We start from the raw sequence: 25,749 nt of genomic DNA, 5'->3' as shown, positions 1-25,749 counted from the left end.
GCCTGCCGGGGAAGCGCGGCCCCTGCCCGCTACAGCTCTAAGAACGGTTCGAAGCCCCCATAAATCAGGCGCTTGCCGTCGAAGATGGACTTCCACTCGTCACCCTGAAGCCGCGGATCGGCCATGACCTTGGCAACGGTCGCGTCACGATCCTGGCGCGACGCGTAGACGACCCAGGAGAAAACGACCGTCTCGTCGTCCTTCGCCTGCACCGCGCGCGGAAAGGACGTCAATTCTCCATAGGGTACGTCGTCCGCCAGGCACTCGACATAGTTGAGTGCACCATGTTCCTTCCACACCTCGCCCGCCCGGCGCGCGAGCGCTTTGTAGTCCTCGACCTTCGCTTTTGGCACCGCGACGAGAAAACCATCAACATAGGCCATTTCATTTCCTCCTATTTGGCTGGACAGGCAAAGGACGAGCGAAGCGGAAAGGTTCCGACAGCCGATGATGATTTTTTGTCATCCATCCACGAGGAGGAGGTCGCATTTGCTGGCGTGTGGGCGAATGGCGCCGAACGCGCCGATTGCTACGAACTGCAGCCGCGCAGTTGCTGCGCGTAAAGCGCCGCCATGCCGGAGGCGCGCTTTGCGCCGGTCTGCGCCGTTTGGCTCCAGTTTCCGCGCGCGTAGCCGCCATGGCCGTGGTAGTAGGCAATGTAGAGCCGATAAGGGTCGTTGAGCGCGATGCCGTTCTGCTGGTGGCTTTGATTGTGGTACCAGGCAATGAAGCGGATCGCGTCAGCGAAATCCGTCCGGCGTGCCGTCCAGCGTCCGGTTTCGGTCTGGTAGCGCGCCCAGGTGCCGTCGAGCGCCTGCGAATATCCATAGGCGGAAGAGACACGCGTCCAGGGGATGAAGCCGAAGAGCTTTGTGCGCGGCGGCCTTGCGTTGTGCTGGAAACCGGACTCCGTGTAGATCGTTGCCATCAGCACCGGAACGGGCACGCCATATTCGCGCTCCGCCGCGTAGGCGGCCCGGCGCCAACTGTTGAAAAGACCGTCTCGCTGCTCGAAAACCGCGCAGGCGTTCCGGGTGTCTTTCGGCACCGTTCCGCAGCCGGCCAGCAACAGGAGGACGACGACAAAAACGCAACGCATCGCGGAACCTCTCGTTTGCGAGAGATTGATAAAGCGTAAATCTTAAGGATCGGTTTTGAGGCGAAGTTGAATGACCGCCAGAATGACAGCCGTCTTGCCGTTGCTCGCCATGCTTACCGGTGTGATCTCTTCCGCGATGGCACAGGATCTTTACACGAGCGACGCGATTGTCACCGGCACCGGCGAGAAGAACCGGGAACTCGGCTTTCGCGAATGCCTGGGCGAAGTCCTGGTCAAGGTCTCGGGCGACCAGCGTTTGCTTGCCGCTCCGGCGTTCACCCCGCTCCTTGAACGTGCCGGCAGCTTCGTCGCGTCCTTTGCCTATCGCGATCGGCTGGAGGGTATCCCGATCCACGACGAACAGGGCACGCACGACCGGCCGCATGACCTGACCTGTCGTTACGAGCCGGCTACGATCGACCGGCTGCTCGACGCGCTGGGAAGCAGGCCCTGGCCGCAGCCGCGCCCAAGGATTGCCGTCCTTCTCGCCGTCCACGACCAGAAGCGCAGTTTCATGCTGACAAACGATGGCGGCGAGAGCCCCTACATGGCCGAGTCGCTCGCCGCAGCGACCGTACCTCTCGCGCTTGAAGCAAGGCTGCCGACGCGGAAAACGCTTGCACTGGAAAGGCTCGGCCCCGGCGTCGTGTCGAGGGAAGGGGCGGTGCAGCTTGAACGGCTGGCAGAAAAGATCGGCGGCGATGTCGCGCTCGCCGGTACGATGTCCTGGAACAACGAGGCGCTCGGCTGGATTGCCGACTGGCAACTGGCGAGCGCCGGGAAGATGCACCGGTGGCAAATCCGCGGCGTCAGCTTCGACGACGCCTTTCGCAACGCGATCCGCGGCGCGGCGCAAATCCTGTCGGGCAACGGCGCGCTTTGACGCAGATCGCCCTTCCACGCGTCAATGGCATGTCAGTCAGTCGCAAGATGGAAGCGCCGCCCCGCCGGAGCATCGACGCCGAAATCATCTCACCGTTTCAATGAAACGGTGAGATGATCCAACTCCTTGAAACGACGCAATCTAGCCGAGCGTGCCGATCAGTTCACGATAGGCAGCTTCCGGAAATGCCTTCAATGTGCGGGTGCGCACATTGCCGTTCATCCCAAGAGTCAACGCAAACCGTGCGGCAACCGCGTCGTCGGGCGCTTCGCAGACTGCGACCATGTCGTATTCGCCCATGGTCAGATAGAAGTCCTTGAAGGACCCGCCCATTTCGGAAAGCACCTTCTTGGCAGCATCCAGCCGCTTCGGAGACTCGCGTACATTCTTGATACCTTGCTCGGTCCAATTGAGAAGCACGACATAAGTGGTCATCTCACACCTCCCACAGAGCATCCCGCTTTCGGATGAAAGCGAACAAAATGCTCTGGATTCAAAGGACTAGCGGGATGAGGAAAAGAGTACGCGGCCCGCATCCCGCTCTAACTCATTCGCGCGCCGATGATGCGTTATCGCATGGGCGCTCTCGGTTCACGCCCGCGGTGCGTCCTCTCCTGCGTCGCGGGCTCGCTGCGAGCCGCAAAGTATAGTCCCGTGGTCATGGGTGAACAAGCGCGGCCGGAACGGGTGCGTCCGCAAAAGCCAGAAAGATGGCCACAAAAAAGCCGGGCGCGAGGCCCGGCTTTTTCGACGTCTCTGTAGCGCTTAGCTGTCGAGGAACGAGCGCAGCTTGCGCGAACGGCTCGGATGCTTGAGCTTTCTCAGCGCCTTCGCTTCGATCTGGCGGATACGTTCGCGGGTGACCGAGAACTGCTGGCCGACCTCTTCGAGCGTGTGGTCCGTGTTCATGCCGATGCCGAAGCGCATGCGCAGAACACGCTCTTCGCGCGGCGTCAGCGAAGCGAGAACGCGGGTCGTCGTTTCACGCAGGTTCGCCTGGATGGCGGCGTCGATCGGCAAGAGCGCGTTCTTGTCCTCGATGAAATCGCCGAGGTGTGAATCTTCCTCGTCACCGACCGGCGTTTCGAGCGAGATCGGTTCCTTGGCGATCTTCAGCACCTTGCGCACCTTCTCGAGCGGCATGGCGAGCTTTTCGGCCAATTCCTCCGGCGTCGGCTCGCGACCGATCTCGTGCAGCATCTGGCGCGAGGTACGGACGATCTTGTTGATCGTCTCGATCATGTGCACCGGAATGCGGATCGTGCGGGCCTGGTCGGCGATCGAACGGGTGATCGCCTGCCGGATCCACCAGGTGGCATAGGTCGAGAACTTGTAGCCGCGGCGGTACTCGAACTTGTCGACCGCCTTCATCAGGCCGATGTTGCCTTCCTGGATGAGATCCAGGAACTGCAGGCCGCGGTTCGTATACTTCTTGGCAATCGAAATGACGAGACGCAGGTTGGCCTCGACCATTTCCTTCTTGGCGATGCGCGCTTCGCGCTCGCCCTTCTGGACCATGGAAACGATGCGGCGGAACTCGGCGATGGAAATGCCGGTTTCGGTCGCGAGATTCTGGATCTCCTGGCGGATATCCCGGATCGTCTGGTTCTCGGCCTTGGCAAACTCCTTCCAGCCCTTGCCGGCGAGATTGCTGATCGACTTCATCCAGTTCGGGTCGAGCTCGGCGCCCGAATACTGTTCCAGGAACGAGTCGCGCTTGACGCCGTAAGATTCTGCAAGGCGCAACAGCCGGCCTTCGTTCTGCATCAGGCGCTTCGAAATGTCGTAAAGCTGCTCTACCAGCGCATCGATGCGGTTCTGGTTGAGCGACAGCGACTTCACCGCCTTGATCAGCTCGTCCTTCAGCTCCTTGTAACGGCGCTCCTGCGCCGGCGACAGCGTACCGGTCGCGGCAAGGCGTGCTTCCACCTGCTGGTCCTGCAGCTTGCGAAGCTTTTTGTAGGTCTCGGCGATGATGTCGAGCGTTTCCATCACCTGCGGGCGCAGTTCCGCTTCCATCGCGGCGAGCGAGAGGTTCGATTCATCATCGTCCTCTTCTTCTTCCTCGGGCGGCTGGCCATCGCCGCCGACATTGGTGATGTCGTCGTCATTGGCAGCGGCAACACGCGTCCTGCGCACCTTTTCCTTCTCTTCGGCCGCCTTGCGGTCAGCCTCGATCTTTTCCGGGCTCTGGAACTGCGGAGCAGCCTTCGCCTCGGGACCGGAATAGGTCGTTTCGAGATCGATGATCTCGCGCAGAAGCGTCTGGCCTTCGTTCAGTTCATCGCGCCAGATGATCAGCGCCTGGAAGGTAAGAGGGCTCTCACAGAGCCCGGCAATCATCGTCTCGCGGCCGGCCTCGATGCGCTTGGCGATCGCAATTTCGCCCTCGCGGGAGAGAAGTTCGACCGAACCCATTTCGCGCAAATACATGCGCACCGGATCGTCGGTGCGATCGGTCGGTTCTTTCTTCTTGCCGGTCGCAAGCGCGGTACCGGTGGAGGTGGTGAGTTCACCGCCTTCGCTGTCACCGTCATCAGCGCCGTCTTCGTCGTCGCCGCCACCGCCGGCTTCCTCGGCTTCTTCATCTTCGATGACATTGATGCCCATGTCGGAGAGCATGGCCATCGTGTCTTCGATCTGTTCGGAGGTGACTTCCTCGGACGGCAGGACAGAATTCAGTTCGTCCATCGTCACATAGCCGCGCTTCTTGGCGGCCTTGATCATCTTCTTGACAGCGTCGTCGGAAAGGTCGAGAAGCGGGCCGTCCGGAGCGCCTTCGCGTTCAACGTCTGCTTCTTCGTTTTCTTTGACTTTAGTTGCCATGTATTCGTCGCTTTCCTTGTCGCAACCAGCGTGCGCCTGGTGCCAATGCCGCTTCGTGGTTCGGGCGCCGCGCACCCGCTACCGAATCATTTCCCCTGACGTAACGGGATGATGTTTAATTCCTGATTAACCACGACTGCGATCGCGGTTGAGCGGCAAGCTTCGACAGCTCTGCCACTGAAACGTCTCAGGCATGATTTTCCTATCCGCCGTACCGTGTCGCCATTTCTGCTTGAAATGGTGATTCCCAGAATTTTTGATCCCGTCAAGCATTTCCGGTGAAAAACCGCGTAAATCGGCAAAAAACGCTTCTCCGCGGGTTTTTGCGCTGTTTATCAGCTTTCGCTCAACATGTAGGAGCGGTCAAAAAAAAGACAAGGGTGGCGCCGGCTTTCGGGCCGCTGGAGCAATCTGCGGCCCGCCTTACCACGAGATCGAGTCCAGTTCGGACTTGCACACCGACCGTCCCTGGTGACGGCATGAGCGCGTCCGCGGCGCCTACCAGTCCATTACGACCTTACCGGAATTTCCGGACCGCATCGCCTCGAACCCCTCGCGGAAATCGTCGATGCCGATCCGGTGGGTGATGACCGGGGAGAGATCCAGCCCGCCCTGGACGAAGGCGATCATCTTGTACCAGGTCTCGAACATTTCGCGACCGTAGATGCCCTTCAGGTTGAGCATCTTGAAGATGACCTTGTTCCAGTCGATCTCGAAGCCCGCCGGCGCGATGCCGAGAATGGCGATCTTGCCGCCGTTGTTCATCTTGTCGATCATGTCGCGGAACGCCGGCGCCGCGCCCGACATTTCGAGACCGACATCGAAACCTTCGGTCATGCCGATCGATCGCATCACGTCGGCGAGGTTTTCCTTGGACGCATCGACGACATAGTCGATGCCGACCTTGCGGGCGAGTTCGAGGCGCGTCGGGTTAATATCGGTGATGACCACCTTGCGCGCGCCAGAGCGCTTGGCAACCATGGCACCCATGATGCCGATCGGGCCCGCCCCGGTGACGAGCACGTCCTCTCCGACGAGATCGAAGGAAAGCGCCGTGTGCACGGCATTACCAAAGGGATCGAAGATGGCGGCGATCTCATCCGGTACATCGCCGGGGATCGACACGACATTATATTCCGGGATGCAGACGAACTCCCCGAAGGAGCCCGGACGGTTGACGCCGACGCCAAGCGTGTTGCGGCAGAGGTGCCCCCTGCCCGCCCGGCAATTGCGGCACTTGCCGCAGACGATGTGGCCTTCGCCGGAGACGCGTTCACCCACGTGATACTTGGTAACGGCCGAGCCGACTTCGGCGATTTCGCCCATGAACTCGTGGCCGACGACCATCGGCACGGGGATCGTCTTCTGCGCCCACTGGTCCCAGTTCCAGATGTGAACGTCGGTGCCGCAGATCGCCGACTTCTTCACCCGGATCAAGACATCGTTGGGGCCTACTTCCGGCACCGGAACCCGCTCCATCCAGAGCCCGACTTCCGGTCTCGTCTTGACCAGCGCCTTCATCATGTTCGTCATCGCAAGATCCTCACTCGCCCCTCACCCTAACTCCTCAAATCACCCCAAGTTCGCGACCGACCTCTTCGAAGACCGCGATCGCGCGCCGGACATCCTGCTCACTGTGGGCGGCCGACATCTGGGTGCGGATGCGCGCCTGCCCCCGCGGCACCACCGGGAATGAGAAGCCGATGACATAGACGCCCTTGTCGAGCATCCGGGCGGCCATCTCCTGCGCGAGCGCCGCGTCACCGAGCATTACGGGAATAATCGGGTGCCCCTCGCCGGCAAGCGTAAAGCCAAGCTTCGACATTTCAGCGCGGAACAATGCCGCATTCGCATAAAGCCGTTCGCGCAGCTTGTCGCCGTTCTCGATCAGATCGAAGACCTTGAGCGACGCAGCGGCGATGACGGGCGCCAGCGTGTTGGAGAAAAGATAGGGCCGCGAGCGCTGCCGCAGCCATTCGACGACTTCGGCCTTGGCCGAAGTGTAGCCGCCCGAAGCGCCGCCGAGCGCCTTACCCAGCGTGCCGGTGGTGATATCGATCCTGCCCTCGACGCCGCAATGCTCGGCGGAGCCGCGGCCGTGCTTGCCGACGAAACCGACCGCATGGCTGTCGTCGACCATCACCATAGCGTCGTATTTCTCGGCGAGATCGCACACGCCCTTAAGGTTGGCGACGATGCCGTCCATCGAGAAGACGCCGTCAGTGGCGATCAGCTTGAAGCGGCAGCCTTCGGCCTTCTTCAACTCCTCCTCGAGCGCCGCCATGTCGTTATTGGCGTAGCGGAAGCGCTTCGCCTTGGAGAGCCGCACGCCGTCGATGATCGAAGCGTGGTTCAACGCGTCGGAAATGACCGCGTCTTCCTCTCCGAGCAACGTCTCGAACAGCCCGCCATTGGCGTCGAAGCAGGAGGAATAAAGGATCGTATCCTCCATTCCGAGGAAAGAGGAGATGCGCGCTTCGAGCTGCTTGTGCTCTTCCTGCGTGCCGCAGATGAAGCGCACCGACGCCATGCCGTAGCCGTAGCGATCGAGCGCCTTCTTGCCGGCCTCGGCAAGCTCTTGGTTATCCGCCAGGCCGAGATAGTTGTTGGCGCAGAAGTTCAGCACTCGGTCACCCGAAGCCACCTCGATTTCACCCCCCTGCTTCGAGGTGATCACCCGCTCGGACTTGTAGAGGCCGGCCGACTTCAGGCCTTCGAGCTCGGAACGAAGATGGGACAGAAAGGCTGAGGTCATGGCTGGCCACTCTCGCTGTAAGAAGGACGTTTCAAGCCAGGGCACCGCGCCTTTCGCACACGCTGCGGTCACCCTCGCTCCTGGATCTGCGCATCGGCTCTCACGAAGGTCGATTTCGAACTTCGATGGAACGCTAGACGACTAGCACGAGAGCCCGTCCCTTGCAGCAATTTCCCGCGCGAGACGCACTGACAGACGAAAACGACAGAGGCTTTCGCGCGGCCATCGTACAGAGGCGCTTTCTGTCACATGGAGCGCCTCAGGCGACATTTTTGTTCGCGAGATGCGGATCGATCACCTCTCGATCCGTGAAAGTCATAGGGGATAATTGCGCACCAGCCCTGGTGGACCAACCCGGATATACCTAAATTCGCAGGGTACAACCTGGGGTGAAAAATGGGCTTGCTTGTTGAGATACAGCGCGACGCGATTTCGGATACTACTCCTGCCTCGACACTTCTCCGTAAGTGCTTGGTCCTCGCCCACAACCTGGATAGCAATTTGCTCGAGGATTGGGTTCGCCACGAACTGAATGGCTATCCGAAGGACGTTGAAGTTCCTGACTACCGACGCATACCCATGCACTTCAAAGCAAACCTTACCAACCTTGTATACACCGTCACCAACCAACCGGTCCCGCAGGCCCTCGTGGCTAAGGCAGCAGGGGACAGCGACATTGGTACCTTCAAGTGCCGCCAGGCGATCGCGACAATCAGCGAGGATAAAATCAAAGATTCTGACACGTTGGTTGTCAACTTCGACAATTATGCACTCGTTCTGGAACGGAAGGGCATCTTTGATAGCAGTTATAACGTCTCCCAGTTTTGGGGCGAGGTTCCCTCTCCATCGGTACTGGGTATCGTTGACGCTGTTCGCAATCGAGTCCTTGAATTCGCGTTGGCGTTATCAAAGAAATATCCAAACGCGGGTGAAGTCGGCGGAATTACGATGAAGGAGCCTTCCGTAGAAAAGACGGTCAATCAGATATTCAACACGACGATCAACGGCAATGCGGGCGTAGTTGGCAATGCTGACAACGCCACCGTTAACATCACAGTCAATCAAGGCAATTTCGGTGATCTACGTCAGCAATTAATGCGGCAGGGAATTGGCGAAGACGACATCAAAGAACTTGAGGCAGCAATCACAAGTGAACCGCAGATCGGTGCTGATAAGAAGTACGGACCAAAGGTAGGTCAATGGGTTGGTAAAATGCTCGGTAAAGCGGCCTCCGGAGCGTGGAACGTCGGTCTCCAAGCTGGCGGCGTAATTCTGGAAAAGGCGCTGCTCGGCTACTATGGCCTCTCGTGAAAAGCCGAGACAGTTGCCTGCAAATAACGATCAGTAAGCCGTGGAGCGATCGATGCATGCGGCACCGGTAGAGACTGCCTACCCATCTAGATAGCCGTCAATGACGGCCAGGAATGCCTCGCCGTAGCGCTCGCGCTTGCTTTCGCCGATACCGGGAATATCGAGGAGGTCATCGAAATCCCGCGGGCGCTGCTTCGCCAGTGCGATCAACGTTGTATCCGGGAAGACGACATAGGGCGGCACGTTCAATTCCTTGGCGATCGAGAACCGCTCGACGCGCAGGCGCTCGAAAAGCTCGAGATCGGAGCCGGCGAGATCGGCTCTCTCGCGCTGCGCGCCGGATTTCGCCGTTCGGGCGGCCTTGCCCGAGGTCGGCCTGTCCTTGCGGAAGAACACCTGGCGCTCGCGTTTGAAGACGGCGCGGGCCTCCGGCTCGAGCTGGAGTGCCCCGAAAGCGGAATGATCAACCCGGACGAGGCCGGCGGCGAGCAACTGCCGGAACACCGATTGCCACGTTCGTGCCGGCAGGTCCTTGCCGGCACCGAAGACCGGCATATCGACATGACCGAAGCGCTCGGTTTTCTCGTTGACCGTGCCCATAAGCACATCGATCACATGGCCGGCACCGAAGCGCTCGCCGGTCCGATAGACAGCTGCAAGTGCCTTGATTGCGGCTTCGGTACCGTCCCAGGTCTCGACCGGCTTCAGGCAGGTGTCGCAATGGCCGCAGCGGCCGGGATGCGCCTCGCCGAAATGCGCAAGGATCGCCTGCCGTCGGCAGCCCACGGTCTCGCAGATTGCAAGCAACGCATTGAGCTTCGCCCGCTCGATGCGCTTGATCTCCTCCGCTGCACCGCCCTCGTCGATCATCCTCCGACGCTGGATGACATCGGCCATGCCATAGGCCATCCAGACCTCGGAGGGCAACCCGTCCCGACCCGCGCGCCCGGTCTCCTGATAATAGGCTTCGACCGAGCCCGGCAGATCGAGATGGGCGACGTAGCGGACATCCGGCTTGTCGATTCCCATGCCGAAGGCGACCGTCGCGACGAGGCAAAGATTCTCCTCCTTCAGGAAGGCGTCCTGATGGGCGTCTCGCAGGACGCGGTCCATTCCGGCATGATAGGGAAGCGCGCGCACGCCTTGCGCGTTCAGCCATTCCGCCGTGTCCTCGACCTTAGCGCGCGACAGGCAATAGACGATGCCGCTCGATCCCTTGAAGCGGGAGAGGAAGCGAAGGAGCTGCTGGCGCGGCTGATCACGCTCGACGATTTCATAGGCAATGTTCGGCCGGTCGAAGCTGGTCGTGAAGACCTTCGCTCCGGTGAGCGCCAGCCGCTCGATGATATCGTCGCGCGTATGCGCATCCGCCGTGGCCGTAAGTGCGACGCGCGGCACTCCGGGAAAGCGCGATGCGAGACAATCCAGGCCGCGATATTCCGGCCGGAAATCATGGCCCCACTGCGAGACGCAATGCGCCTCGTCGATCGCGAACAGCGCAATCTCCATACCGCTGATCATCTCGGCGAAACCGTCGGTGACGGCGCGCTCCGGCGTGACATAGAGCAGGTCGAGCGCGCCCGCCGAAAGCGCACGGCGGACCGCGATCGCCTCGTCGCGGGTCAGGGAGGAATTGAGCGCAGCGGCGCGAATGCCGAGCTGCTTCAACGCCTCGACCTGATCGCGCATCAAGGCGATCAGGGGGGAGACGACGATGCCAACGCCGTTTCGGCAAAGTGCGGGAATTTGAAAGCAGAGCGATTTGCCCGCCCCCGTCGGGAAGAGCACCACCGCATCGCCTCCCGCCATCACATGCTCGATGACGTCCCCCTGCTGACCGCGGAAGGCGGAATAGCCATAGACGCGTTTCAGGACATCGAGGGGATTGGCAACGCCTTCGCTTTCGAACAGGCGCGCGGCGGAAGCATTGTCGTTCTGAGGCATGGAATCGCTTTCGTCGGGCGCTGAGTATGGGGTTTCGGCAGGTGGGATGTAAACCGCTTAGAGACTCGCAAAGGGGGGCATCGCCGCGCTCCGCAGCTAACGCCCCTCACCCTGCCCTCTCCCTGCAAGCTGGGCGAGGGTGAACGCACTCGCCGCCCCGCGCTCTGCCTCAATCGCAAACCCTAACCGCCAGGGTTACGGCGCGGCGGACTGGGTCGACGCTGCAATGTCCCTTCGCCCGGGGAGAAGGTCGCGGCAGCGCGATGAGCGGCGGCCTGAGGCGTGTCTCCTACCGCGCAGCCGGACCTTTCACCCTTCCCGAAAGCACGCCGAAGCCTTCGATGATGGCTTCCTGGTTCTCAAGCCGCGTCACTTCGAACTGGACCTCCTGGAGCGTCCTGAGCAGTTGTGGCACGACCTCGAGGTCCCCCTCCTCGGTAGCGTGGGCCAGTTCCCGCTCCAGTTCGCGCCGCTGCCAATGGAGGGCCTTGCTGCGCCTGTGGAGGGCAAGCGCCTGAAGGTAGCCTTCGCGCGCGTCCTCTGGCGCCGCAGCAACCGTCGCCGTCCACAGCCGAGCATAGCGGACCTGCTGATCGAGTGCCGCGATCAGCGCGCCGAAACCCTCCGTCTCCAGTTGCTCGACGAGGATCTCGCGCGTCAGCCGCGGCCCGTTTGCCGCCGCGGCATTCAGTACTATGGCCCAGCAGCGCTGCAGATCGTGGTGGTCGAACTCGATGGTCGATATCTCGTCGTACTCATCGAAGAGCAATTGCGGATGGTTGACGATGGTAAGCGCCAGAACGCTTTCGCGCAGCACTGGCGGTCGAACCGAGCGGTCCGCTTTCAACAACTGGTTAAGCTTGGAACTGGCGGCAGTGCCGGCTTCGACAATCGCGCCCCTAACCGGATCGGGAGCCGCGGTTCTTCTCCCACTCTGGCGCCCGCCCCGCTCGAATGGCCGCCGTTCGTTCCTGAACGGCGCACCGCCCTGCAGAAAGGCATTGAGGCGGTCGCGCATGTCCTGGCCATAGTGGCGGCGCACGCTTTCATCGGCGATGACGGACGTCACCTGCCTCAACCGCGCTTCGAGTTCGGCGCGTTTTTCCGGCGTGTCGAATGCGCCGCCCTGGACTTCGCGCAGCCATACCATTTCGGCGAGCGAGCGGGCATTCGCGAGCACCTTGTCGAAAGGTTGGCGTCCGTCATGGCGAACGAGATCGTCCGGGTCCTTGCCGTCAGGGAGCACGGCGAAGCGGACCGATCGCCCGGGCTTCAGGTGGGGGAGCGCCAGATCGACGGCGCGGTTGGCGGCACGGATGCCCGCGCCATCGCCATCGAAGCAGAGCACCGGCTGCGGTGTCATCTTCCAGAGAAGATCGAGCTGATTTTCGGTGAGCGCGGTTCCGAGCGGTGCCACGGCATTCTCGATGCCGGCCTGATGGAGCGCGATCACGTCCATGTAGCCTTCGACGGCGATGATCGTGCCTGCTCCATCGGCACCCTGCGAAGCCCGCCGGGCGCGCGCGAAATTGAAGAGCACATTGCCCTTGTGGAAGAGCTCCGTCTCATTCGAATTCAGATATTTGGCCGGCGCGTCGGGCGACATGGCGCGGCCACCAAAGGCGATCACCTTCTCGCGTGCCGAAAGGATCGGGAACATGATGCGGTCGCGGAAACGGTCGTAGGAGACCGGCACGTCAGGCCCATGCACCACGAGACCGCAGGCTTCGATCTGCTCCTTGCCGACGCCCTTGCCGGCGAGAAACTCCTTCAGCGCATTGCGGCTGTCGGGCGCAAAGCCCAACCGAAACGTCTCGATCGTACGCCCTGTCAGCCCCCGCTCGCGGAGATAGGCCCGCGCCTTGGCACCATTCGCCGTCTGGAGCTGGTCCTGGAAGAACTGCGTCGCCATTTCCATGACGTCGAGCAGGCTGGTGCGTTCCTTTTCGCGCCGCTCGGCCTGCGGGTCGGGCTGCGGCATCGCGACGCCGGCCATGTCGGCAATCTGCTGCACCGCTTCTGGGAAGCTCAGGCCTTCAAGGTCGGTCAGAAAGCGGAAGTGGTCGCCGGAAACGCCGCAGCCGAAGCAATGATAGCGGCCCTTGCGGTCCTCGCAATGGAAGCTCGGCGACTTTTCGCCGTGAAAGGGGCAACAGGCCCAGTAGTCGCCGCGCGAAACATTGGTCTTGCGCCGATCCCAGGTGACGCGCTTGCCGACCACGTCCGAAATCGGAACGCGATCGCGTATCTCGTCGAGGAAGGACGGTGAAAAGCGCATGGATAGCCGATACCCCTAGCCGGCCTCCCATACAAGCAGTATGGGAAGGCGAAGTGGTGGCTGCGGTCCGTGGTACCCGCAATTCACAGGGTAGATACCGCGCGCCGAGGCTCGAAGATGAAGCCGGTCGGCGCCGGCGTGGAAGGCGATACGCCCGCTGCAAAGCGGGCGCGGGCTTACTTCAGCAGTTCCTTGACAAGACCGGAGGCCTTGGCGAAGTCCATCTGGCCGGGATAACGCTCCTTCAGCGCGTTCATGCACTTGCCCATGTCGCGAAGGCCGTGGGCGCCCGTCTCCTGGACAATGGCGGCGCAGGCCTGCTTCACCTTGTCCTCGGAAAGCTGTTCCGGCAGGAACTGGTTGATGACGGCAATTTCCTGGCGTTCCTGCTCGGCGAGCTCGGGGCGGCCGCCCTCGTCGTAAATGCGGGCGGATTCTTCGCGCTGTTTGATCATCTTGGCGAGGATCTGCATGATCTCGTCATCGCCGACCGGGTCCTTGCCCTGGCCGCGATTGGCAATGTCACGGTCCTTGATCGCCGCCTGGATCAGCCGGACGGTCGATGTGCGCCGCGTGTCCTTGGCTTTGAGTGCTTCTTTCAATGCGTCCGCGAGTTGGTCGCGCATGTCTTTACTCCATGTCGAAACCGGCCCGCGGTGCTTGTGCCCGGAACCGGTTCGATTACGTCGTTGTTGTCGTCGTCTTAAACCAGTGCGGCAGGTGCAATCAAACGGATTACGCAACCATTTGAATTATAAGGAACTTTATTTCCTCACAATTTACGGCGGCCGGTTGACCCGATCGAAGCCTTTGGCTATTTTCCGGCACCTGCACGACATCGGCATGAAACCTTTTCTCGCGGGGTTCCCGCGCGCCATGCCGCATGCACTTGAAATGGCGATGAACCTACCGGCTTTCAAGCCGCGCTTTCCGCCGCAACGGGATAGGAACGATGACCGCGACACCCGCATGGACAACCCAGAAACCCACCGCCCTTCTCGTTCTGGCCGACGGCACGGTGATCGAAGGCAAGGGCATCGGCGCGACCGGCAAGGTTCAAGCCGAGGTCTGCTTCAACACGGCGCTGACCGGATACCAGGAGATCCTGACAGACCCCTCCTATCTCGGCCAGATCGTCACCTTCACGTTCCCGCATATCGGCAACATCGGCACCAATGACGAGGATATCGAGGACCTGACGCCGGCCGCCCGCCACGGCGCAGTCGGCGTCATCTTCAAGGCCGACATCAGCGAACCCTCCAACTACCGCGCCGCCAAGCACCTCGACACCTGGCTGAAGGCGCGCGGCATCATCGGCCTTTGCGGCATCGACACGCGCGCGCTGACCGCCTGGATCCGCGAAAACGGCATGCCGAACGCTGTCATTGCCCACGACCCCGCCGGCGTCTTCGACATCGATCAGCTGAAGGCCGAGGCCAAAGCCTGGAGCGGTCTTGAAGGCCTCGACCTCGCCAAGGTCGCAACCTCCGGCCAGTCGTCCCGCTGGAACGAAAAGCCCTGGGTGTGGAACGAGGGCTACTCGACGCTCGGCGAAACCGACGCCGCCTATCACGTCGTGGCCCTCGACTATGGCGTCAAGCGCAACATCTTGCGGCTCTTCGCCGGTCTCAACTGCCGGGTGACGGTCGTCCCCGCACAGACCAGCGCAGAAGAGGTTCTGGCACTGCAACCGGACGGCATCTTTCTCTCCAACGGCCCGGGCGACCCGGCCGCAACCGGCGAATACGCTGTTCCGGTGATCCAGGACCTCCTGAAGACCGACATTCCGGTCTTCGGCATCTGCCTCGGCCACCAGATGCTGGCGCTGGCGCTCGGCGCCAAGACCGAGAAGATGCACCAGGGGCACCACGGCGCCAACCATCCGGTCAAGGATCACACCACCGGTAAGGTCGAGATCGTCTCGATGAACCACGGCTTCGCGGTCGATTCGAAGTCGTTGCCGGAAGGCATCGAGGAGACTCACATTTCGCTCTTCGACGGCACCAACTGCGGCCTGCGCGTCAACGGCAAGCCGGTCTTCTCGGTCCAGCACCATCCGGAAGCCTCGCCAGGCCCGCAGGACAGCCACTATCTCTTCCGCCGCTTCCTCAATCTCGTGCGCGAGAAGAAGGGTGAACCGGCGCTCGCCGAACGCTGAGAATACCACCGCTTTCACAAAGGCCCGCTCGCTGCGGGCCTTTTGCTTTCGGGGTACCGGTCTGCCCGTCAGGCTTCGCCGAGGCGCTCCGCGATGAAATCGACGGCGGCGCGCACGGACGGCAACTGCCCGCGCCGGTGCGGCATCAGGATCGTCGTCGTCACCGTCCCTGCGATCCACTCCGGTAGAATACGGACGAGCGTGCCATCGGCGATTTCGGCCGCGCAAAGTTTACCCGGGAGTGCGGTGATCCCGAGTCCGGCAAGGGCCGCCTCGCGCAGCACACGGGATTCATCCGCAACGAAACGTGGCTGCGGCCTGGCGGCCGCCTGCGCCCCCGTTGCATCCGTTGCCGTCCAGCCCTCGGATGCAAGCGAAGTCAGCAGACCGTCGTGGCCATCGAGGTCGTCCGGATGCTTCGGCTCGCCCCGCGCCGCCAGATAGGCCGGCGCGGCGACGAACCAGATCGCCTGTGAGCCGACCCGGCGCTGCACGAGAGCAGAGTCCGGCAGCGGCGCGAAATGATCGCGGACCGCCAGGTCGAATCCTTCCTGGACGATATCGACGAAGCGGTCGGTGGTATGCAGAATGACGCGAACCTTCGGATACGCGAGCGCAAACGCGGGCAACAGCGGAGCGAGCGAAAGCTGCGCCGTCGGAACGGAGGCGGTGATCCTGACCGCCCCGCTCGGCTCGGCGAGCCTGCCTTTCACCACGCTTTCGGCCGCTTCCGCTTCGATGAGCATAGCCGCCGCGTGACGGTAGAAATCCTCCCCCGTCTCGGTCACTGCAAAACGGCGCGACGTGCGGTTGATGAGCCGAACGCCAAGTGCCTTTTCGAGTTCCGCCACACGCTTGCTAAGCGTCGATTTCGGTAGCTTGAGCGCGCGCGCCGCCGATGCGAAGCCCTCGTGATCTACGACGTGGACGAAGAGCATGAAGTCATTAAGGTTTGCCATTTTACCGGTCCATCGTCCACATCTGCAGATGATAAGTTCACATCAGGCCATCTAGCACAAACTCGTCCATAAATGCATCTCTTCCTCATCCTTTATTGGAACCGACGAGGAAGACATCATGATAATCTACGAAGGTAAGAAAGCCGTTGTGATTGGCGGCACCCATGGCATGGGACTGGCGACGGTCGCACGATTGGTCGATGGCGGCGCGGAAGTGCTGCTGACCGGAAACAACGAGGACAACCTCGCAAAAGTGAGGGAGAAATTTGGCACGCGCGTCCACGCCCTGCGCTCCAACATCGCCGATCTCAACGATATCGCGGTTCTCGGCGCCGCCGTCGGCCAGAAGCTCGGCGCGATCGACCTTCTCCACGTCAATGCCGGCGTTTCGGAGCTCGAGCCATTCGACCAGGTGACCGAGGCCTCCTACGATCGCCAGTTCGCGGTCAACACCAAGGGTGCCTTCTTCACCGTCCAGCGGCTCGCGCCACTTATCCGCGACGGCGGCTCGATCGTCTTCACTTCGTCGGTTGCCGACGAAGGCGGGCATCCGGGCATGAGCGTCTACAGCGCCACCAAGGCAGCGCTCGCCTCCTTCGCCTCCGTGCTCGCGGCCGAACTCTTGCCGCGCGGCATCCGCGTCAACACAGTCAGCCCCGGCTTCATCGATACGCCGACCAAGGGCGTGCTTGGCCTCAGCGATGCCGAGCGCGCCGAGTTCAAGGCTCTCGGCGACACGATCACGCCGATGAAGCGCAATGGCACCGCCGACGAAGTGGCGCGCGCCGTCCTGTTCCTCGCCTTCGAGGCCACCTTCACCACCGGCGCAAAGCTCGCCGTCGATGGCGGCCTTGGCCAGAAGCTTTCGGTCGCTTAAGACGCGCCAAAGGAGAACTCCATGAGTAGAATTTCCATCCTCGGCCTTGGCGCAATGGGTGCGGCCCTTGCCATGACCCTCATCCGAAAAGGTCACTCGGTGACGGTCTGGAACCGGACGGCCTCACGCAGCGAGCCGCTCGCCTCGGCCGGCGCAACCGTGGCCGCGAGCCCCGCCGAAGCAATCGCGAACAGCGACCTGACGATCCTCTGCGTCGTCGACTACCCCGCCGCCCGCGCAATCCTCGCCGAAGCGGAGCCGGTTCTTGCCAACCGCGATCTCGTCAACTTGACCAATGGCACGCCGGGCGAGGCGAAGGACCTCGCCGCGTTCCTGCAGGCCAGAGGCGCGGCTTATCTCGACGGTGGCATCATGGCGATCCCGCCGATGATCGGCGATGATGGCGCGCTGATTCTCTATAGCGGCTCGGCGGCATTGTTCGAAGGGCACAAGGCGGCGCTCGACGCGCTCGCGGCAAGCCACTATCTCGGCGATGATCCGGGCCTCGCGCCGCTCTACGATCTCGCCCTGCTTTCAGGAATGTATGGCCTCTTCTCCGGCTTCATGCATGCCAGCGCGCTGGTGACGAGCGGCGGCGGCAAGGCGGTCGATTTCCTGCCGCTGCTCCTGCCTTGGCTTCAGGCGATGAGCGGCACGCTGCCGGACTTGGCGGACAAGGTCGATAGCGGCCGGCACGACCAAAACGTTGTCTCGAACCTGGCGATGCAAAAGATTGCCCTCGACAACATCGTCAGGGCGAGCCGTGAAGAGGGCGTTGCGCCGGACTTCATGGAGCCGATGCTGCGGCTCGCCGCCCGCCGTGTCGCCGACGGTCACGGTAGCGACGACATCTCGGGTGTGATCGAGACAATCCGGAGACAAAAGTGAATCCGATTCCAGAACCGTCGCCTGAAGGATTGGAGTCGTTGAATCGCTTTGTGAGCGACAAGGGCCCCGTCAGCGGGGCCTGCTCGGAGGTTTTTCACGTCAGAGATTTCTTGAAAGGTCGGACGCTTGACGTGCCTACGGCGCCGCGCGTCTTATCAGACGCGCGAAGGACGCTGTAGCTTTTGAATTCCTGCATGTTTTATCCCTAAATCCGCTACGATTTAAGGAAACATGCAAGTAGCGATAGAATGCACCGGGCACGGTGCTGCGGAAATCTGGCGCGAAGTCGCCGCCTTGATCGGGGCTTTCGCGGAATACGCTGTCGGGAACAGACAATGGCAAAGCCTCTTGTCTTCGGCGCTGATTATAGCGTCTACGTCAGAACTGTTCGGTTGACGCTGGAAGAAAAAGGCATTGGTTACGACCTCGTGCCGATCGACGTCTTTGCTGACGGCGGTCCGCCTTCCGACTATCTTCAACGACACCCGTTTGGCCGCATTCCGGCCTTCGAACACGACGGCTTTCAGTTGTATGAGACGGGCGCGATAACGCGCTATATCGATGAAACCTTTGAAGGGCCCGACCTTCAGCCTTCCGACCTGAAACGGCGCGCCCGCGTCAATCAGATCATCAGTATAATGGATGGCTATGCCTACCGGGTTCTGGTTTGGGGCATTTACGTCGAGCGGGTATCGAAGCGCGCCAGGGTCGGCTTTGCCGATGAAGCATGCATCGCCGAAAATCTCCCCAAGGCAGCAAGGTGTCTCAAAGCGATGAGCGATCTCATGAAGGATGCGCTTTGGTTCACCGGCGACAGCTTGACGTTGGCCGATCTGCATGCCGCTTCGATGTTCGACTATTTCCTGATGGCTCCGGAAGGACGCGCCCTGATCAAGGACTATCCTAATCTCGCATCGTGGTGGTCTCGAATGGCGGACAGACCGAGCATGCGGGCGACACGACCTACGACGTGACTGCACGCATTGCCCCCACGATCGCCTCAGGCGCTGGAAATTGATTCCGATTTCAACGCGATAGAACCGTCGCCTGAATCGGATTGGCAAGTCGTTGAATCGCCTTGTGAGCGCAGCAAAAAGCCCGCCGGCATCGGCGGGCCCTTGGTTTGCGGCAAAAGGCGGTTCTTACCGGCAGGCGGCGCAGAAGCGCTGGATGCGACTGCACGCCTCTTCGAGCAGTTCTTCCGAAGTCGCGTAGGAGATGCGGAAGTTCGGGCCGAGACCGAAGGCCGAACCATGGACAACCGCGACACCTTCCGCTTCCAGAAGCTCGGAGACGAAGTCCTCGTCCGTCTCGATGACCTTGCCCGACGGCGCGGTCTTGCCGATGAGGCCGGCGCAAGACGGATAGACGTAGAAGGCGCCTTCCGGCGTCGGGCAGGAAATGCCCTTGGCCTGGTTCAGCATCGAGACGACGAGATCGCGGCGGCCCTGGAAGATCTCCTTGTTGCGCGGGATGAAATCCTGCGGCCCGTTGAGCGCCTCGACAGCGGCCCACTGCGCGATGGAGGTGGCGCCCGAGGTCTGCTGGCCCTGGATCATGTCCATCGCTTTGATCAACTGCAGCGGGCCTGCGGCATAGCCGATGCGCCAGCCGGTCATGGCATAGGCCTTGGAGACGCCGTTCATCGTCAGCGTGCGTTCGTAAAGGCCGGGCTCGACCTCGACCGGCGTGGCAAACTTGAAGTCGCCATAGGTCAGGTGCTCGTACATGTCGTCGGTCAGCACCCAGACATGCGGATGCTTCATCAGCACGTCCGTCAGCGCCTTCAGCTCGTCATGCGAATAGGCAGCACCGGAAGGGTTGGACGGTGAGTTGAAGACGAACCACTTGGTCTTGGGCGTGATGGCCTTTTCGAGGTCCTCGGGCTTCAGCTTGAAATTGTCTTCCTGCTTGGTCGCGACGAAGATCGGCGTGCCGCCGCACAGCGCCACCATCTCCGGATACGAGACCCAGTAAGGCGCCGGAATCACGACTTCATCGCCGGCATTCAGCGTCGCCATAAAGGCGTTGAAAAGAATCTGTTTTCCGCCGGTGCCGACGATCGTCTGCGCCGCGATGTAGTCGAGATTGTTCTCACGCTTGAACTTCTTCGCGATCGCCTCGCGCAGTTCCGGGATGCCGGAAACGGGCGTGTACTTCGTCTCACCGCGGTTGATCGCATCGATCGCGGCCTTCTTGATGTTGTCCGGCGTGTCGAAGTCCGGCTCCCCTGCACCGAGGCCGATGACATCACGGCCTTTCGCTTTCAGCTCACGGGCTTTCTGCGAAACGGCGATGGTGGCGGAAGGCTTTACACGGGAAAGGGCATCGGCAAGGAAGGCCATGGTGTGAGGTCCTGATCGTTTCGAAACAGCGTGAAGCGCTACGGAACGGAAAGTCAGGCTCCATAGCGGTTAGGTCTATGTCGAAAGAAGCCCGGTCTTGCAAGCGCTCGAGCGGCAAAAACGGCGGCAAAGCCGCGCAAAATGCGTCACCATGACAAAGTTTCATAAATGCCATCGAGGTGATCGATCGGACAAAGCCATTGCCAGCTCGCGGCCAGCGGGCCGCGCGGCAGGAAAATTGACAACAGAAACGGACGTCCGGGGCTCCAGATTTTCTTCAAAGAAATCAGCGTGTTTTGCCGGTTTCTGCAATGCCTTAATTTGGTCACAACAACTGTCGCGGAACGCCGCAATTTAGTCCTGCAAGAGCCGATTTCCGGGCCTTTTCTACCATGACGTGAATGCATTCGCATCGTGGGGGTATGCAATGTTTCTCGACGACGAAATCGCCGCTGCGCGCACCCGGCGCAACGAGGCGCGCTGGGGCTTCTATCTGGCGCTCGCCGCACTTGCAGCCTGCATCGTGATGGTCCTCGGCCTATTGGCACAGGCCTCGGCTCAAACGGCCGAACCCAGACCGCAGCGGCTGGCGGGCTACGTCCGCCCGAACGACATGGGGACCGGTGCGCTGCTCTTTCCCTCCAGGGAACCTGGCTATTTCGTTGAGGCGCCACGGCTGGCAACCGACGTCGAGATAAACGTCAACGGCCCCGTCATGCGCACCCGCGTCACCCAGCGCTTCGAAAACCCGAGCAAGGGATGGGTCGAGGGCACCTACGTCTTTCCGCTCCCCGAGGACTCCGCCGTCGATACGCTGAAGATGCAGATCGGCGATCGCTTCATAGAGGGAAAGATCAAGCCGCGTGCCGAGGCCAAGGAAATCTACGAACAGGCAAAGGCCGAGGGCAAGAAGGCCGCGCTCCTCGAGCAGCAGCGGCCGAACATCTTCACCAACCAGGTCGCCAATATCGGCCCAGGCGAAACCATCGTCGTGCAGATCGAGTATCAGAGCGGCGTTCGCCAGTCCAACGGAGGCTTTTCCTTCCGCTTCCCGATGGTCGTCGCGCCTCGTTACAATCCACAGCCGATCGTCAACACGGTCGATATCGACGGCCGCAGCGGCTATGCCGTGAGCGAGCCTGTTCCGGATCGGGAGAAGATCGAGGCGCCGATACTCGATCCGAAGGAAAACGCCAAGGTCAATCCCGTAACCCTCACGGTCAACCTCAAGGCCGGTTTTCCGATCGCAAGTGTGACCTCGCCCTATCACGAGATCGAAACCGCATCACTCGACGAACTCAGCCGCCGGATCACCCTGAAAAGCGGCAGTGTTCCGGCCGACAAGGATTTCGAACTGAGCTGGAAGGCGATCGAGGGCAAGAACCCCTATGCCGGTCTCTTCCGCGAGACGGTAGGCGGCAAAACCTATCTGCTTTCCTTTGTGACGCCGCCGTCCGCCGTCGAGACTGGCAAGGCGGTCAGGCGCGAGGTTGTTTTCGTCATCGACAATTCCGGCTCTATGGCCGGCCCGTCAATGGAACAGGCCAAAGAGAGCTTGGCGCTAGCGATTTCGCGTCTGGACGACGATGACCGTTTCAACGTCATCCGCTTCGACGACACGATGACAGTGCACTTTCCCGAACTCGTCGCCGCCACGCCGGACAAGCGCGAGGATGCCATCGCCTTCGTGCGCGCGCTTACGGCCGATGGCGGCACCGAAATGTTGCCGGCGCTGGAAGCGGCACTTCGCACCCAGGGAGCGGTGGAACCCGGTGCCTTGCGCCAGGTGATTTTCCTTACCGACGGCGCCATCGGCAACGAGAGCCAGCTTTTCGACGAGATCCGCAACAACCGCGGTGATGCGCGCGTCTTTACCGTCGGGATTGGCTCCGCTCCCAACAGCCATTTCATGACCAAGGCCGCCGAGTATGGCCGCGGCACCTTCACCCTGATCGGCTCCGAGAGCGAGGTCGCCACCCGCATGGTCGAGCTCTTCGAGAAACTCGAAAGCCCGGTCATGACCGAAATTTCTGCCGCGTTCGACGGTGTCGCCGCAGCAGACATCACCCCCGACCCGATGCCCGACCTTTACCGCGGCGAGCCGGTGGTGCTGACGGCGGAACTTGCCGGCACGGCGCCGGAAGGCAAGCTCAGGATCGTCGGCAAGGCGGGAGACCAACCCTGGCGCGTCGAGATGGATATCGCCAAGGCGGCGGCAGGCGATGGCATCGCCAAGCTCTGGGCGCGCCGCAAGATCGACGATCTCGAAGCGAGCGGCGCCGCAATCGCAGACCCGTCCGAGCTCGGCCGGCAGATCGAGACCGTCGCGCTGGCGCATCATCTCGTGTCGCGCGTCACCAGCCTTGTCGCAGTCGACGTCAGTCCTTCCCGCCCGGCCGGAGAACCACTCTCAGGCGCCAAGGTACCGTTGAACCTCCCGGAAGGATGGGATTTCGGCAAGGTCTTTGGCGAGGACCCGGCCGAACCCGGCAAGATCGATGAGCGCGAGGCGGCGGCGGGCAACCGGAGCGAACGCGCCATGCTCGTCGCCGACCGCATGGCGGCAGCGCCGACGGCGCGTGCCGCAAGCCTGATCGCCGAGGCGAACAACGAGGTAAATCTGCCGCAGACGGCAACCGAGGCTGACAGACAGATTCTGATCGGCCTGATGCTGCTCGCCATCGCGCTCCTGGCCGGCACGACCTTCGCTCTCTGGCGGCAGCAGATCGCCGCGTTCATTGTCGCAAGGGTTCACCGCCATGGCTGACGACGATGACCTGTCCGGCCAGCGTGGCGGATTCCTTGCCAGGCTGTCGGCGATCGAAACGATCGTCGTGGCGATCATCGCCCTCATTGCCCTTGCCGGCCTTCTGCTGATCGGCAAGGGCTTCTACATGAAGGCCAAGGCCGAGGTTTCGCAGGTCCTGTTGCGAAAGAGTTTCGAAGAACAGCTTCGCGGCGCCGCCGACGGCAGGCCCTGGCCTTGGGCGGATTTCGAGACCGCGGCGGAAATCTCCGCACCGCGCATCAACCGCTCCGCAATCGTGCTTGCCGGAGCAAGCGGCGAGGCTCTTGCCTTTGGCCCCGCCTGGCTCGCCAACACGCCGCTCCCGGGCGATGAAGGAACATCCGTTATCGCCGCTCATCGCGACACGCATTTCCGCTGGCTGAAGGACGTGAACCCCGGTGACCTCCTGGTGCTGACGCGCAAGGATGGCCGCCGCTTCATTTTCCGTGCCGGCGAAGGCCGTGTCGCCCGTTGGGACGAAAGCGGCATCAACGCGTCGGCCAGCGGACGCAACCTTGCACTCGCCACCTGCTGGCCTTTCGACGCCGTCGAACAGGGGCCGATGCGCTACATCGTCAACGCCGAACTCGTGGGCGAGCAACGCGCGGTTCCGCTCACCACCGGCTCGATCTCCCGATAAAGCCGTTTTGATCCGATTTGACTTGAAAGGCTCGGGCCTGCGCCCCAGCTTACCCGGGAACTGAAAGCGCAATCCGGAGAATGCCATGTGGCGCTCGCTCTTAAGGGCAGGTTTGACGAACACCCCAACCCTTTTGGCGCGATCTGCGGCCCCTCTGCTTTCTGGTTTTCTTTGCCTCGTCGCCCCGCAGGCGGCGACCGCACAGCGGGCGCAGGAATTTTCGACCCAGACCGGCACAGTGCTTGTCGAAACGCTCGCGACCGGTCTCCGTCATCCCTGGGCCGTCGAGGTGATGCCGGACGGCGGCCTCATCGTCACCGAGCGCCCGGGACGGCTGCGCATCCTGCGCGACGGCGAACTTTCCGACCCGATCGACGGCGTACCCGATGTCGCCGCTCGCGGCCAGGGCGGATTGCTCGATGTCGCCCTCGATCCACAATTCGCCAACAACCGCGTGCTTTACCTGACCTATTCCGCCAGTGACGGCGATGGCTATGGCACGGTGCTTGTTCGAGCGGCCCTCTCCGACGACCAACGGCGCTTGACCGATGTGAAGGAACTGTTCCGGATGAGCAAGTTCACCGGCGGGGGCCAGCATTTCGGCTCGCGCATCGCCATCGACAAGGACGGCAGCCTGTTCTTCGGCATTGGGGATCGTGGTCAACCTGACCGCGCCCAGGACCCGCGCGACCATGCCGGCGCCATTCTGCACATCAATCCCGACGGCAGCATTCCGGCGTCCAACCCCTATCGCGGCGGCACCGAAGGTCGGGCCGAGATCTGGTCGAAAGGGCACCGCAATCCGCAAGGCATCACCTTCGACCAGGGCGACGGCAAGCTCTTGACCGTCGAACACGGCGCGCGCGGCGGTGATGAAGTGAACAACCCGCAGCCGGGCAAGAACTACGGCTGGCCGGTGATCACTTATGGGAAGGACTACTCAGGCGCAGAAATCGGCGAAGGCACGGCCAAGGAGGGTTATGAACAGCCGCTCTACTATTGGGATCCGTCGATCGCCCCGGGGGCGCTCGCCGTTTATCGCGGCAGCATGTTTCCGGAATGGGACGGCGACCTCCTGGTCGCGGCGCTGAAATACCAGCTGCTCGCTCGGCTGGAGAGAGACGAAAACGGCGCGATCACCTCCGAGGAACGACTGTTCGAGGGCGAATTTGGCCGCATCCGGGACGTGATCGTAGCGCCGGACGGCGCGTTGCTGATGGTGACCGACGAAGATAATGGCGCTGTTCTCCGGGTCTCCAAGTCTCCGACGCAGTAACAGCGTTCAGAGCAACTCCTGGAAAAGTGCGTGACGGTTTTCCGTCGGGAATTGCGTCGTTTCAGCCCCTTCGAAGCGACGCCCGCACCTCCTTGCGAAACATGAATTTGAGCCCCGACCAAACCTGGTCGATGGCGCAGACCTTCACATCGACGAGATCGAGCGGCAGAAATATCTCGCGCAAGGCATTCTCGGTCAGGGTCGTCGCAACGCCCGAGGCCCGTTTCGGCCACGAGACCCAGAGCATTCCATCGGCCTTCAGCCGCGCCGCGACCGCGCCGGCCCGGCTTTCGACCGCGGTCCGGTCCGTTTCGAAGATATGGATGTAGTCATAGCGGCGTGAGGCGATCCGGCCGATCGACGTGTCGACGCGTGCGAAACCGGGAAAGGCGGCAATTTCAGGAAGGTTGGCCGGAACGGCGAGAAGCAGGGCGGCCTGCCCGTCGCGCAGGCCGAGCTTTTTTGTCAGTGGCGTTCCGGAATAGCCGGTGTCGCCCATCGGTCACGCCGGGTGCCGGCCGTCGGAACGGGTCACAGGGCGCCGCTCGCCTCTTGGCAGCGGAATTTGTTTGTCGAGCGCCATCGTCATATCGCCAGTCTTCCCCCTCGCGGAGGCGGAGGATGAGGCTTGCCCGGCAAAAACGCAACTGATAGAGCGGCTTTGCAATCACCGGAGCGGCGTGGCTTTGGATTGCCTCGATCCAAATCCATCATGATCCGGG

Annotated in this window: 21 protein-coding genes; 9 read left to right on the top strand and 12 right to left on the bottom strand. The window is 61.8% G+C overall.

From position 1 onward, the window contains the following. Positions 1-29: 29 nt before the first annotated feature. Together PZN02_RS11965 and PZN02_RS11960 are read right to left on the bottom strand one after the other, a co-directional pair. Complete coding sequence (locus PZN02_RS11965; protein WP_280658212.1) at positions 30-383, bottom strand: DUF1428 domain-containing protein; 354 nt, start codon at positions 381-383, stop codon at positions 30-32. A gap of 146 nt (positions 384-529) precedes the next feature. Further along, positions 530-1,099, bottom strand: a complete 570-nt coding sequence (locus PZN02_RS11960) for a transglycosylase SLT domain-containing protein (RefSeq protein ID WP_280658211.1) — start codon at positions 1,097-1,099, stop codon at positions 530-532. 70 nt (positions 1,100-1,169) lie between these two features. On the opposite strand from PZN02_RS11960, the gene PZN02_RS11955 reads away from it, so the two are divergent. After that, a complete protein-coding gene (locus tag PZN02_RS11955) occupies positions 1,170-1,982 on the top strand; it encodes a DUF2066 domain-containing protein (protein WP_280658210.1) in 813 nt (270 codons plus the stop codon). A gap of 141 nt (positions 1,983-2,123) precedes the next feature. Here PZN02_RS11955 and PZN02_RS11950 read toward each other — a convergent pair whose 3' ends face one another. The 4 genes from PZN02_RS11950 to PZN02_RS11935 all read right to left on the bottom strand — a co-directional run bounded on the left by PZN02_RS11950 (position 2,124) and on the right by PZN02_RS11935 (position 7,563). Beyond that, positions 2,124-2,417: a GYD domain-containing protein gene (locus PZN02_RS11950; RefSeq protein WP_280658209.1), complete on the bottom strand. Its 294-nt coding sequence runs from the start codon at positions 2,415-2,417 to the stop codon at positions 2,124-2,126. A gap of 330 nt (positions 2,418-2,747) precedes the next feature. Continuing rightward, positions 2,748-4,808, bottom strand: coding sequence for an RNA polymerase sigma factor RpoD (rpoD, locus tag PZN02_RS11945; protein ID WP_280658208.1), 2,061 nt, complete (start codon positions 4,806-4,808; stop codon positions 2,748-2,750). 498 nt (positions 4,809-5,306) lie between these two features. Beyond that, complete coding sequence (gene tdh, locus PZN02_RS11940; RefSeq protein ID WP_280658207.1) at positions 5,307-6,341, bottom strand: L-threonine 3-dehydrogenase; 1,035 nt, start codon at positions 6,339-6,341, stop codon at positions 5,307-5,309. 34 nt (positions 6,342-6,375) lie between these two features. Next, a complete protein-coding gene (locus tag PZN02_RS11935) occupies positions 6,376-7,563 on the bottom strand; it encodes a glycine C-acetyltransferase (RefSeq protein WP_280658206.1) in 1,188 nt (395 codons plus the stop codon). 396 nt (positions 7,564-7,959) lie between these two features. On the opposite strand from PZN02_RS11935, the gene PZN02_RS11930 reads away from it, so the two are divergent. Further along, positions 7,960-8,874, top strand: coding sequence for an AbiTii domain-containing protein (locus tag PZN02_RS11930; protein ID WP_280658205.1), 915 nt, complete (start codon positions 7,960-7,962; stop codon positions 8,872-8,874). Between the two features lie 78 nt (positions 8,875-8,952). Here the strand turns inward: PZN02_RS11930 and recQ are convergent, their stop codons facing one another. The 3 genes from recQ to PZN02_RS11915 all read right to left on the bottom strand — a co-directional run bounded on the left by recQ (position 8,953) and on the right by PZN02_RS11915 (position 13,722). Next, entirely contained in the window at positions 8,953-10,818 is a 1,866-nt protein-coding gene (gene recQ / locus PZN02_RS11925) for a DNA helicase RecQ (RefSeq protein ID WP_280658204.1), read from the bottom strand. Between the two features lie 289 nt (positions 10,819-11,107). Further along, a complete protein-coding gene (gene dnaG / locus PZN02_RS11920; protein WP_280658203.1) occupies positions 11,108-13,096 on the bottom strand; it encodes a DNA primase in 1,989 nt (662 codons plus the stop codon). Positions 13,097-13,272: 176 nt separating this feature from the next. Then, positions 13,273-13,722: a GatB/YqeY domain-containing protein gene (locus PZN02_RS11915; protein WP_280658202.1), complete on the bottom strand. Its 450-nt coding sequence runs from the start codon at positions 13,720-13,722 to the stop codon at positions 13,273-13,275. A 326-nt stretch (positions 13,723-14,048) separates the two neighbouring features. Here PZN02_RS11915 and carA point away from each other — a divergent pair, with 326 nt between their 5' ends. Next, a complete protein-coding gene (gene carA / locus PZN02_RS11910; RefSeq protein ID WP_280658201.1) occupies positions 14,049-15,254 on the top strand; it encodes a glutamine-hydrolyzing carbamoyl-phosphate synthase small subunit in 1,206 nt (401 codons plus the stop codon). Positions 15,255-15,322: 68 nt separating this feature from the next. On the opposite strand, the gene PZN02_RS11905 is transcribed toward carA, so the two are convergent. Beyond that, complete coding sequence (locus tag PZN02_RS11905; RefSeq protein ID WP_280658200.1) at positions 15,323-16,213, bottom strand: LysR substrate-binding domain-containing protein; 891 nt, start codon at positions 16,211-16,213, stop codon at positions 15,323-15,325. Positions 16,214-16,331: 118 nt separating this feature from the next. Here PZN02_RS11905 and PZN02_RS11900 point away from each other — a divergent pair, with 118 nt between their 5' ends. The 3 genes from PZN02_RS11900 (at position 16,332) to PZN02_RS11890 (ending at position 18,952) form a co-directional block, all read left to right on the top strand. After that, positions 16,332-17,090, top strand: a complete 759-nt coding sequence (locus PZN02_RS11900; protein WP_280658199.1) for an SDR family oxidoreductase — start codon at positions 16,332-16,334, stop codon at positions 17,088-17,090. 21 nt (positions 17,091-17,111) lie between these two features. Continuing rightward, positions 17,112-17,978, top strand: a complete 867-nt coding sequence (locus PZN02_RS11895) for an NAD(P)-dependent oxidoreductase (protein WP_280658198.1) — start codon at positions 17,112-17,114, stop codon at positions 17,976-17,978. 335 nt (positions 17,979-18,313) lie between these two features. Beyond that, positions 18,314-18,952 carry a glutathione S-transferase family protein gene (locus PZN02_RS11890; RefSeq protein WP_280658197.1) on the top strand — a complete coding sequence of 213 codons (639 nt, stop codon included), beginning with the start codon at positions 18,314-18,316 and terminating at the stop codon, positions 18,950-18,952. Positions 18,953-19,120: 168 nt separating this feature from the next. Here PZN02_RS11890 and PZN02_RS11885 read toward each other — a convergent pair whose 3' ends face one another. After that, positions 19,121-20,323: a pyridoxal phosphate-dependent aminotransferase gene (locus tag PZN02_RS11885; RefSeq protein WP_280658196.1), complete on the bottom strand. Its 1,203-nt coding sequence runs from the start codon at positions 20,321-20,323 to the stop codon at positions 19,121-19,123. A gap of 427 nt (positions 20,324-20,750) precedes the next feature. Between PZN02_RS11885 and PZN02_RS11880 the strand changes: the two genes are divergently transcribed. The 3 genes from PZN02_RS11880 to PZN02_RS11870 all read left to right on the top strand — a co-directional run bounded on the left by PZN02_RS11880 (position 20,751) and on the right by PZN02_RS11870 (position 25,027). Next, complete coding sequence (locus tag PZN02_RS11880) at positions 20,751-23,090, top strand: marine proteobacterial sortase target protein (protein ID WP_280658195.1); 2,340 nt, start codon at positions 20,751-20,753, stop codon at positions 23,088-23,090. Further along, positions 23,083-23,751, top strand: coding sequence for a class GN sortase (locus tag PZN02_RS11875; protein ID WP_280658194.1), 669 nt, complete (start codon positions 23,083-23,085; stop codon positions 23,749-23,751). The genes PZN02_RS11880 and PZN02_RS11875 overlap by 8 nt, the downstream gene beginning before the upstream one ends. Before the next feature lie 85 nt (positions 23,752-23,836). Further along, complete coding sequence (locus tag PZN02_RS11870; protein WP_280658193.1) at positions 23,837-25,027, top strand: PQQ-dependent sugar dehydrogenase; 1,191 nt, start codon at positions 23,837-23,839, stop codon at positions 25,025-25,027. Between the two features lie 61 nt (positions 25,028-25,088). Here PZN02_RS11870 and PZN02_RS11865 read toward each other — a convergent pair whose 3' ends face one another. Then, positions 25,089-25,526, bottom strand: coding sequence for a hypothetical protein (locus PZN02_RS11865; protein WP_280658192.1), 438 nt, complete (start codon positions 25,524-25,526; stop codon positions 25,089-25,091). Positions 25,527-25,749 lie beyond the last annotated feature (223 nt).

This window comes from Sinorhizobium garamanticum (genome assembly GCF_029892065.1).
GTDB lineage: Bacteria > Pseudomonadota > Alphaproteobacteria > Rhizobiales > Rhizobiaceae > Sinorhizobium > Sinorhizobium garamanticum.
Note: the sequence above shows the minus strand (reverse complement) of the source record. Positions and strands in the feature narration are given on the sequence as shown.